Genomic DNA, 8766 nt, shown 5'->3' on the forward strand with positions numbered 1-8766 from the left:
ACGGTCTCTGGGGGAGCTGGCTTGCCTGCGATAGCATCGCCTCGGTATCACTGAAACACCGAGTCGCCTGCATCGCGGGCAAGCCCGGCTCCCACATTAACCGGGTGTGCAGAACGATCTGCGGTGTGTCAGCTGACTTTCAGTACCAACTTCCCAAAGTTCTCACCGTTGAACAGTTTCATCAGCGTTTCCGGGAACGTCTCCAGTCCTTCGACGATATCTTCCTTGCTCTTGAGCTTGCCCTGCGCCATCCAGCCGGCCATCTCCTGCCCGGCAGCGGCGAAGTTCGCCGCATGGTCCATCACCACAAACCCTTCCATACGCGCCCGATTGACCAGCAATGACAGGTAGTTGGCCGGCCCTTTGACGGCTTCTTTATTGTTGTACTGGCTGATGGCACCGCAGATCACCACGCGGGCTTTCAACGCCAGGCGGCTGAGCACGGCGTCGAGGATGTCCCCGCCGACGTTATCGAAATACACGTCCACGCCTTTCGGGCATTCGCGCTTGAGGCCGGCGTGCACGTCTTCGTTCTTGTAGTCGATGGCCGCATCAAACCCCAGCTCATCCACCAGGAACTTGCATTTGTCGGCGCCGCCGGCAATGCCCACCACGCGGCAGCCTTTGATCTTGGCAATCTGCCCGGCAATGCTGCCCACCGCACCCGCCGCGCCGGAAATCACCACGGTTTCGCCGGCCTTGGGGGCGCCGGTGTCCAGCAGGGCGAAATAGGCGGTCATGCCGGTCATCCCCAACGCCGACAAATAGCGCGGCAACGGTGCCAGTTTCGGGTCGACCTTGTAGAAACCCCGGGGCTCGCCGAGGAAGTAATCCTGCACGCCGAGCGCACCGTTGACGTAATCCCCCACGGCAAATTTCGGGTTGTTCGAAGCGATCACCTTGCCTACGCCCAGGGCGCGCATGACCTCGCCGATTCCTACCGGCGGAATGTAGGATTTGCCCTCGTTCATCCAGCCACGCATGGCCGGGTCCAGGGACAGGTATTCGTTGTGCACCAGCACCTGCCCGTCCTGGGGCGTGCCCACCGGCACTTCCTGGTAGGTGAAGGTGTCCCGCGTGGCAGCGCCGACCGGGCGTTTGGCGAGCAGGAATTGGCGGTTGGTCTGGGCAGTCATGGCAGGGACTCTTGGGAAATGGACCTTGAGTGATAGACCCTTCGGGCCGCAGCGGCAAGGTACGCGGCAGCTGCGAATGCCCGTCGATCCACTCTGATGATAGTGAGGCTGGTGGTGTTATCACTGCGGCTCATGGGTCGCCAACCGGGCGTTTGATAGTGCTGACGCGCCCATGGAGGCTCTGGCTAGACTGGGGTCATCCAGCATCCATCGAAGGACATCCCCATGAGCATGACATTTTCCGGCCAGGTCGCCCTGGTGACCGGTGCGGCCGCCGGCATTGGCCGCGCCACCGCCCTGGCGTTCGCCGCTGAAGGCTTGAAAGTCGTGGTCGCCGACCTGGACGTGGCGGGCGGCGAGGGCACTGTGGCGCTGATTCACCAGGCCGGTGGCGAGGCGGTGTTTGTGCGCTGCAATGTCACCCTTGAGGCCGACGTGCAGCAGTTGATGCAGCAGACCGTGGCCACCTATGGCCGGCTGGACTATGCCTTCAACAATGCCGGGATCGAGATCGAAAAGGGCAAGTTGGCCGACGGCAGCCTGGATGAGTTCGACGCCATCATGGGGGTCAACGTCAAGGGTGTGTGGCTGTGCATGAAGTATCAGTTGCCACTGCTGCTGGCCCAGGGCGGTGGTGCCATCGTCAACACCGCGTCGGTGGCCGGGCTGGGGGCGGCGCCGAAGATGAGTATCTACGCCGCGTCCAAACATGCGGTGATCGGCCTGACCAAGTCGGCGGCGATCGAGTACGCGAAAAAGAAAATCCGCGTCAACGCGGTATGCCCGGCGGTGATCGACACCGATATGTTCCGCCGTGCCTATGAGGCCGACCCGCGCAAAGCTGAATTTGCCGCCGCCATGCACCCGGTCGGGCGTATCGGCAAGGTCGAGGAAATCGCCAGTGCAGTGCTGTATCTGTGCAGCGACGGCGCGGCCTTCACCACGGGCCAGGCCTTGGCGGTGGACGGCGGTGCGACCGCCATTTAGGACCTGATGCTGATTCCATTCAGAAAAGCGTTGTAGGTACTGTGGGGCTTTTCCGCAGGTGGCCAGATGCCTTGGCTGAATGTGTATCAGTAGGTAAATAATTCAATTAAATCAATGATTTAATAAATCTTCGTGACGGCTGTCACTGAGCTTCTGTGCTTAACTGGTTTGGGTTAAATGACAACAGTTTAGGTGAGTGGCTCATGGATTTAGGGATCGATCGACAAGCCCTTGTACCGGTAGTGCAGCAAATCGTCAGTGGGTTGGCGGCCTGGATTCGCGAGAGCGGGGTCGGCCCCGGGACGCGGTTGCCCTCGGTTCGGCAACTGGCCCACGAGAACCTGCTCAGCCAGTCCAGCGTGATTGAGGCGTTCGAGCGGATGGTTGCCCAGGGCGTACTGGTTTCGCGTCAAGGCGCGGTTTTTTTTGTGGCCCAGCCACCCGCCGAGCGCGGGCTGAGTAGCGAAAACCAATGGTATGAGGGCGCCGAGTCCGGCTGGGGCGCCTTCGTCGATAATCAGCTGGGTGAACTGAAACTGGGGTGCGGCTGGCTGCCGGACACCTGGCGCGAAAGTGCTGACATCAGCTACGCGATCCGTGAAGTCACCCGCACCGATACTGCCGCCGTCTTCAACTACAGCACCCCGCTGGGCCTGCCAGCCCTGCGGGAACAGTTGCTCAAGCGCCTGACTCACATTCACGTGGCGACCCGGGTCGAGCATATCCTCACCACCCAGGGCGCGAGCCACGCCCAGGACCTGCTGATCCGCACGCTGCTCAAGGCCGGCGACACCGTGGTGGTGGAGAGCCCTGGGTACGGCAACCTGTACCGTCTACTGGCGTTTCATGGCATCAAGTTGCTGGAAGTGCCCCGCACACGTGGCGGTCCGGACCTGACGGCACTGGAGGCGCTGTTGCGCGGGCATCGGCCCAAGTGCCTGTTCATCAACAGCCTGTATCACAACCCCACCGGTACCAGCCTGTCCCCGTCCGTGGCCGAGCGCTTGTTGCAGCTGGCCCACTCCCAGGACTTCTTCATTGTCGAGGAAGACGTGTATGGCGACCTGCAACATGCCACCTGCACCCGGCTGTCGGCGTTGCCCCACGAGGACCGGGTGATCTATATCTCGAGTTTCTCCAAGACCCTCAGCAGCGCCCTGCGCGTGGGGTATCTCACTGCCAGCGGGGCGGTCATCGCGCAACTGGTCAAGGTCAAGACTTTGACCGGCATCGGCACCTCGCGGTTTGCCGAGGCGGTGGTGGCTGCGTTGCTGGCCAACGGCACCTACCGCAAGTGGGTGCAACGCCTGCGCCGACGCCTGGGCACGGAAATGGCCATGACCCTGCAGGTGCTGGAAGACGAGGAGTGGGAGGTGTTTGCGGTACCTGCCGGTGGCATGTTTGTGTGGGCCCGCCCTGGCGTGGGCGACCGTTCGACGTTGCAGGCACGGGCCCGCCGCCTGGGGGTATTGCTGTCACCCGGGGCGCTTTTCAGCCCGACGGGCGAACACAGTGACTGGCTGCGGATCAACGTGGCCTATGCTGCTGACCAGCGTGCCCTCGCGCTGTTCAAGGCGATGGGTCCGGCAGGATCGACCTCCACCATTCTGAAAACGACGAGGATGTAGCTTTTTGCCATTATTGTGGCGCCAAATGCTTGTGTTCAGTGCCCCGGGGTTGCGAATCTCGCTGCATCGAAACCGGGCTTGATGGCATTCGCCATTGCAAGAGGACTTCAGTGCAATGATTTCTGCCGTGCAACGACGTTTTGCCAACCTCGGTATGGCAAAGAAACTGAGCTTGGGCTTCGCCTTGGTGCTGCTGTTGACGGCGCTGGTGGCGGCGATTGGCGTGTGGTCGCTGCAAACCGTTGGTCAGCGCTTCGAGGGGCTTAAAGCCATGTCGGCGCTCAACAGCGGCCTGCTCAAGGTGCGCCTGATCGAGCAGGACTACGCGTTGCATGCCGACCCCAAGGCGGTGGACGCCTTGCACGAAAGTGTCGACGCGTTGGCCGCCCAGGCGGTGATTCTCAAGGGCCAGTCGCCCGCCAACGTCCCGGTGATGACCGACGTCGAGCAGGCGCTGGCGGCCTATCGCAAGGCTTTCGATGAGTTTGTCGAACTGACCCAGACCAAGGACCTTGCACTGGAGATGGCCAGTTGGTCGGTCTCCAGTGTGGCCAACAACCTCGATGTGCTGCAGGCCGGGCTGGCGGACGATGGCGCCTATGGGCTCAAGGAAAGCCAGGGCAAGGAAGGCGCCGAATTTATCGAGCAGGCCGGGCAGGTCAGCCAGGTCTCGCGCCTGATGTTGCAAGCCATGAACGAAGCGCACGTGCGCCTGGACCAGAGCCGCAAGGGCGATGACGAGAACGCCGAACAGGGCAAGATCGAGCAGGCCGACCAGGCCCTGGCCCAGGTCGAACAGTTGAAAACCTCGGTCAAGGACTCCGGCTATCAAACCGTGCTTAACGAAGTGTCGGGGCATATCGCGGCCTTCAGCGAAAAACTCGGCGAGTACACCGGCCTGCTGGCCCAGGAAAAGGTGGTCTACAAGCAACTGCACGAGCGTGCCGCCGAGGTGGTGACGCGGGTCAATCAGGCCTACGACGCAGAAGACCTGTCGATGCAGGCGCAATTGAAGAAAAGCGCGTTGCTGATTATTGGCTCTTCAGCCCTGGCCTTGCTGGTGGGGTTGATTGCCGCGTGGATCATTACCCGGTTGATCGTTGCACCGCTGCGCAGCGTGATTGCGGTGGCCCAGCAGATTGCTGCCGGCGACCTCAGCGGGCGCATGGAGGTCAGCCGCCGCGACGAGATGGGCCAGTTGATGCTCGCGATGCAACAGATGAGCGGTGGCCTGAGCAGTATGGTCAGCGGGTTGCAGGCGGGTATCGAACAACTGGCCAGTTCTGCCCATTCGCTGTCCAGTGTCACCGAGCAGACCAATATCGAGGTCAGCAGCCAGAAGGAAGAAACCGAGCAGGTGGCCACGGCGATGAACCAGATGACCGCCACTGTGCACGATGTGGCGCGTAACGCCGAAGAGGCGGCGCAGGCTGCGCAGACGGCGGACGACAAGGTCGACAGCGGCCAGCAGGTGGTGCGCCAGAGCCTGCAACGTATCGAGTTGCTGGCCAATTCCGCCACCTCCGCCAGCACCAGCATCGAAAGCCTGAGTGCGGAGATCCAGAATATCGGCACCGTGCTTGAAGTCATCAAAAGCGTGGCCGAGCAAACCAATCTGCTGGCGCTGAACGCGGCCATCGAGGCTGCGCGGGCCGGCGAGCAGGGCCGTGGTTTTGCCGTGGTGGCCGATGAGGTGCGGGCACTGGCCAAGCGCACCCAGCAATCCACCGAAGAAATCGAACGGCTGGTCAGCACCTTGCGCAGCTCGGCGCAGTCTTCAGTGCAGCAGATCAAACAGAGCGGCGAGTTGGTCAAGCTGGCGGTCAGTGATGCCCTGGAAACCGAAAGCGCCCTGGGCAGCATCGCGGCGGCGGTGTCGTTGATCCAGCAGATGAACCAGCAGATTGCCGCAGCGGCCGAACAGCAAAGCTCGGTGGCCGAGGAGATCAATCGCAGCGTCACCAGCATCCGTGCCAGTGCCGATCAATCGGCGTTGAGCATGCAGGGCAACGCGGCGTCGAGCATTGAGCTGGCGCAGTTGGGCACGGAGCTGAAAGGGATGGTCGGGCACTTCCGCCTTTGATCACCGCAGGCATGCGGTGATCAAAGGGCAGGGCGGTCAGGCGTTGTTGGCGAGGAAGGTCAGCAGGGCTTCATTGACGAAGTCGGGGTTTTCCCGGCTGGAGATATGCCCGGCGTCTGGAATCAACGTCAGTGTGCAGCCGATCAAGGCTGCCATCTCTTCTGACTCGGCGGGCGGGCGTGGCTTGTCTTGCTCCCCGCACATCACCAGGGTGGTATCGGCGTCGAGGCGCGAAAGCTGCGCCAGCACATCGGCGCGGCTGAAGATAATCCGGCCCAGGGGCACGATGCTTTGCAGCAGGCGCTCTTTCGGGAAAGCTTTCAGGGTGTTGCGAAAGTCCTGGTAAAGGGCTGATTCCCGGTCGATGCCAGGGCGAAAGAAAATCGGCGCCACCACATCCAGCAGCGGTTCCGGAATGACGCCGGCGTCCTCGATCATCTTGAACAGCGAAAAATAGTACTGGCGAGTGGCTTCCGGCTCGGCGCCCAGGTGTGTGTCCATCAGCACCAGGCTGTTGACCCGCTCAGGGGCCAGCAGCGCCAGGCGTGCGCCCCACATGCCGCCGACGGACAAGCCCACGAGGTTGACCTGGGTAATGTCCAGGTGATCCAGCAGGGCCAGGTGCTGGCGTGCGAGGTCGTCCAGGGACGCGGTGTTTGCAGGCAGTGGGCCGGACTCGCCGTGGCCCCATAATTCGGGGACGATCACGCGGTACTGTTGCGAAAGGGCTTCGATCTGCGGCGCCCACATCTGGCTGTCCCACAGGTAGCTGGAACCGAGGAGAACGGCCGGGCCGGTGCCCTGGTCGAGGTAGTGCAGCGGTTGTCCATCGATAAGCACGACAGGCATGGCGAGGCCCTTTTCGTTAACGGAGAGAGGGGCCTTTTTTACGCTACTCGCGGGGCGGGGGATAGGTGCAGAGTGATGGCACTGCGGAAAATACTGGCAGTGCCACAATGGTCTCTTTTGCCAAGGGGCAGGCGGATCAGTCGTAGATGGCTTTCTTCTTCCAGTCCGCATCCGCATCCACCACTTTCAAGCCTTCGGTCAATTCGTTGACCTCGTCTTCAGCCGGCTGGATGTTGGTCAGCACCATGGAGTTGGCGCGGGCCAGTTGTTTCTCGAGCAATTGCAGTTGCTGGCTATACACCACCGGCTCCGGCTGTTTGCGCAGGTACTGCGCGCCGCGTTCGAACGCCAGGCGTGCCTGGCCTGGCTGACCCTGTTGCAGCGCGTGCTGGCCCAGGTTGTTGAAGAACTCGATGTGCAGCAGCACCAGGATGTGGCGGATTTCCTTGATCCAGTGCTTGGCTTCATTGGTCGGCAGGAAGCCGTCCTGGGCCGCACGGGTCACTTGGCCATGCAGTGCTTCCAGCAGGAAACGTACATCCTTGGCCTTGGCTTCGGTCTGGATCGGGCTGGGCGGGTTGTTCACCGGGATCGATTCGCCCTGGGCTACCAGTGCGTTGAGCTCGGTGATGCGCGCCTTGAAGGATGCATTGGACTTGTCGAGGTTCAACAGCCGCTGATTGACATTGAGCTCCAGGCGGGTCAGCAGCAACTTGAGCCGCGGCGTCATCAACTGCCCCGGGAACGTCTCGGTGATTTCACCGCAGCGACGCAGCCGGTCATTGAGTTCGATCCGGGTCCGGTTCTTTTCCAGCTTATTGTTTTCCACCACGTGGTTCATGTAGCCAATGGCGATCAGTATTACGATCCCGGCTATTACCAGCAGGGTGATCATGAGTGGTGTCACCGGTGTGACCTCTTTATGGGGTTTGCGTTGAAGTGTAGTGACTGGGGCACTGGCCGGATAGGACTGAGCGACCAGTTGCGTCAGTAGTTTCTTCTATATGAGTAGGCAGTCCCTGCGTAGATGCACATTGCCATCATTTGCTGTGGCGAACTATAGCGCCTTGTCGAACGCCAGAATATAGGCGTCAAAGCCTGGACGGCGAGAAACCCCCGCAACCCCCGTAAACCACGGCGAAGTCATTGATTTAAATAAATTTATCCTTGGGGGTTGACGACCTCCCAATCCATCCATAGAATGCGCGCCACTTACAGCGTAAAGCACACAGCGAAACGCGGTAGGGAGTGAATGTTGTACGTGTGTCCCCTTCGTCTAGTGGCCTAGGACACCGCCCTTTCACGGCGGTAACAGGGGTTCGAGTCCCCTAGGGGACGCCATATTGCGGGAATAGCTCAGTTGGTAGAGCACGACCTTGCCAAGGTCGGGGTCGCGAGTTCGAGTCTCGTTTCCCGCTCCAAATTTAAGCAGTGTTGCTTTCGGGCGACACTGAGTGAAACCAGGGCATGATCTTCGGATCTAATCTCTGGGCACTGAAACACACACCATGTGTTTCAGTAGCGTGTCCCCTTCGTCTAGTGGCCTAGGACACCGCCCTTTCACGGCGGTAACAGGGGTTCGAGTCCCCTAGGGGACGCCATTTGCGGGAATAGCTCAGTTGGTAGAGCACGACCTTGCCAAGGTCGGGGTCGCGAGTTCGAGTCTCGTTTCCCGCTCCATATTCAACGAAAACGCCGATCAGCAATGATCGGCGTTTTTGTTTGTGCGTTGTTTGTGGGCCGAGGCGCGAAAGCGTCATCGAATGGGGCGCGCTTGTGTGAATGTCGACGACGGTGGCGTCTTCGAGCTTGGTGGTGAAGAAGTGCTCCTGCTTGCCGTCCCCCGAGGTGCGGAACCACTTGACCTCGTCAGCGGTGAACTCGCCCTTGGTGATATGCCCCTGGTTTTTGCCGTGGATGCTGATGTACGCGGGTGTTGGCATGACAAGCTCCTTGTCGCGATCAAGTGAACGACCCATGGGTTCGCGGGTTATGGCCGAAACGGCCATGGCTTTGCAGGCGCTCGGGAGGAGCGCGCTGAAAATCGGTTACAGGTGCAGCACCCGCTCCAGCGACACCAGCA

Annotated in this window: 7 protein-coding genes, 4 tRNA genes and 1 pseudogene; 9 read left to right on the forward strand and 3 right to left on the reverse strand. The window is 61.0% G+C overall.

Features of this window, described 5'->3' with window-relative positions; translation table 11 throughout:
- Positions 1-128: 128 nt before the first annotated feature.
- Positions 129-1136: an NADP-dependent oxidoreductase gene (locus M2400_RS31830; RefSeq protein WP_177116063.1), complete on the reverse strand. Its 1008-nt coding sequence runs from the start codon at positions 1134-1136 to the stop codon at positions 129-131.
- Between the two features lie 225 nt (positions 1137-1361).
- On the opposite strand from M2400_RS31830, the gene M2400_RS31835 reads away from it, so the two are divergent.
- The 4 genes and pseudogenes from M2400_RS31835 to M2400_RS33700 all read left to right on the forward strand — a co-directional run bounded on the left by M2400_RS31835 (position 1362) and on the right by M2400_RS33700 (position 5834).
- Complete coding sequence (locus M2400_RS31835; protein ID WP_003217185.1) at positions 1362-2123, forward strand: SDR family oxidoreductase; 762 nt, start codon at positions 1362-1364, stop codon at positions 2121-2123.
- Positions 2124-2326: 203 nt separating this feature from the next.
- Entirely contained in the window at positions 2327-3751 is a 1425-nt protein-coding gene (locus M2400_RS31840) for a PLP-dependent aminotransferase family protein (RefSeq protein WP_177121618.1), read from the forward strand.
- Between the two features lie 997 nt (positions 3752-4748).
- Positions 4749-4925, forward strand: a pseudogene (locus M2400_RS33695) (HAMP domain-containing protein); the annotation flags it as partial.
- A gap of 204 nt (positions 4926-5129) precedes the next feature.
- The gene (locus M2400_RS33700) at positions 5130-5834 is read left to right on the forward strand and encodes a methyl-accepting chemotaxis protein (RefSeq protein WP_405046316.1); all 705 of its coding nucleotides are present in this window, start codon (positions 5130-5132) and stop codon (positions 5832-5834) included.
- A 36-nt stretch (positions 5835-5870) separates the two neighbouring features.
- Here M2400_RS33700 and M2400_RS31850 read toward each other — a convergent pair whose 3' ends face one another.
- Both M2400_RS31850 and M2400_RS31855 read right to left on the reverse strand, forming a co-directional pair.
- On the reverse strand, positions 5871-6683 hold the full coding sequence (locus tag M2400_RS31850; protein ID WP_177042744.1) for an alpha/beta fold hydrolase: 813 nt from the start codon (positions 6681-6683) through the stop codon (positions 5871-5873).
- Positions 6684-6819: 136 nt separating this feature from the next.
- The gene (locus M2400_RS31855) at positions 6820-7578 is read right to left on the reverse strand and encodes a hypothetical protein (protein ID WP_177042743.1); all 759 of its coding nucleotides are present in this window, start codon (positions 7576-7578) and stop codon (positions 6820-6822) included.
- A gap of 370 nt (positions 7579-7948) precedes the next feature.
- Between M2400_RS31855 and M2400_RS31860 the strand changes: the two genes are divergently transcribed.
- The 5 genes from M2400_RS31860 to M2400_RS31880 all read left to right on the forward strand — a co-directional run bounded on the left by M2400_RS31860 (position 7949) and on the right by M2400_RS31880 (position 8653).
- Positions 7949-8024 (forward strand) — tRNA-Glu (locus M2400_RS31860).
- Positions 8025-8028: 4 nt separating this feature from the next.
- Positions 8029-8104 (forward strand) — tRNA-Gly (locus tag M2400_RS31865).
- A gap of 104 nt (positions 8105-8208) precedes the next feature.
- Positions 8209-8284, forward strand: a tRNA-Glu gene (locus tag M2400_RS31870).
- 3 nt (positions 8285-8287) lie between these two features.
- Positions 8288-8363, forward strand: a tRNA-Gly gene (locus tag M2400_RS31875).
- A 98-nt stretch (positions 8364-8461) separates the two neighbouring features.
- Positions 8462-8653 carry a hypothetical protein gene (locus M2400_RS31880; protein ID WP_259201189.1) on the forward strand — a complete coding sequence of 64 codons (192 nt, stop codon included), beginning with the start codon at positions 8462-8464 and terminating at the stop codon, positions 8651-8653.
- The last annotated feature ends 113 nt before the right edge of the window (positions 8654-8766 follow it).

The organism is Pseudomonas sp. BIGb0558 (assembly GCF_024807515.1).
GTDB lineage: Bacteria > Pseudomonadota > Gammaproteobacteria > Pseudomonadales > Pseudomonadaceae > Aquipseudomonas > Aquipseudomonas yamanorum_A.